Annotated in this window: 1 rRNA gene (cut by a window edge); it reads left to right on the top strand. The window is 51.6% G+C overall.

Going from position 1 to position 1,178, the window contains the following annotated elements:
• A 23S ribosomal RNA gene (locus tag AC07P1_RS33660) occupies nucleotides 1–1,153 on the top strand; its annotated part reaches 1,276 nt to the left of the window's first position; the annotation flags it as partial.
• Between the last annotated feature and the right edge of the window lie 25 nt (nucleotides 1,154–1,178).

Here is a 1,178-nt window from a genome sequence, read left to right on the forward strand (position 1 = left end):
GCGAACGGGTTGCAATAAACTGGTGGCTGCGACTGTTTAATAAAAACACAGCACTCTGCAAACACGAAAGTGGACGTATAGGGTGTGACGCCTGCCCGGTGCTGGAAGATTAAATGATGGGGTGCAAGCTCTTGATTGAAGTCCCAGTAAACGGCGGCCGTAACTATAACGGTCCTAAGGTAGCGAAATTCCTTGTCGGGTAAGTTCCGACCTGCACGAATGGCGTAACGATGGCCACACTGTCTCCTCCCGAGACTCAGCGAAGTTGAAGTGTTTGTGATGATGCAATCTACCCGCGGCTAGACGGAAAGACCCCATGAACCTTTACTGTAGCTTTGCATTGGACTTTGAATCAATCTGTGTAGGATAGGTGGGAGGCTTTGAAGCGGGGACGCCAGTCTTCGTGGAGCCAACCTTGAAATACCACCCTGGTTCATTTGAGGTTCTAACCTTGGCCCGTTATCCGGGTCGGGGACAGTGCATGGTAGGCAGTTTGACTGGGGCGGTCTCCTCCTAAAGTGTAACGGAGGAGTTCGAAGGTACGCTAGGTACGGTCGGACATCGTGCTAATAGTGCAATGGCATAAGCGTGCTTAACTGCGAGACTGACAAGTCGAGCAGGTACGAAAGTAGGACATAGTGATCCGGTGGTTCTGTATGGAAGGGCCATCGCTCAACGGATAAAAGGTACTCTGGGGATAACAGGCTGATTCCTCCCAAGAGTTCATATCGACGGGGGAGTTTGGCACCTCGATGTCGGCTCATCACATCCTGGGGCTGTAGCCGGTCCCAAGGGTATGGCTGTTCGCCATTTAAAGTGGTACGTGAGCTGGGTTTAAAACGTCGTGAGACAGTTTGGTCCCTATCTGCCGTGGGCGTTGGAAATTTGAAGGGGGCTGCTCCTAGTACGAGAGGACCGGAGTGGACAGACCTCTGGTGTACCGGTTGTCACGCCAGTGGCATTGCCGGGTAGCTAAGTCTGGAAGAGATAACCGCTGAAAGCATCTAAGCGGGAAACTTGCCTTAAGATGAGATTTCCCAGAGCCTTGAGCTCTTTGAAGGGTCGTTCGAGACCAGGACGTTGATAGGTCAGGTGTGGAAGTGCAGTAATGCATTAAGCTAACTGATACTAATTGCCCGTACGGCTTGTCCCTATAACCTTAGCAGGTTGTGGTGAAT

The organism is Duganella sp. GW821-FHT07F09, from assembly GCF_059418705.1.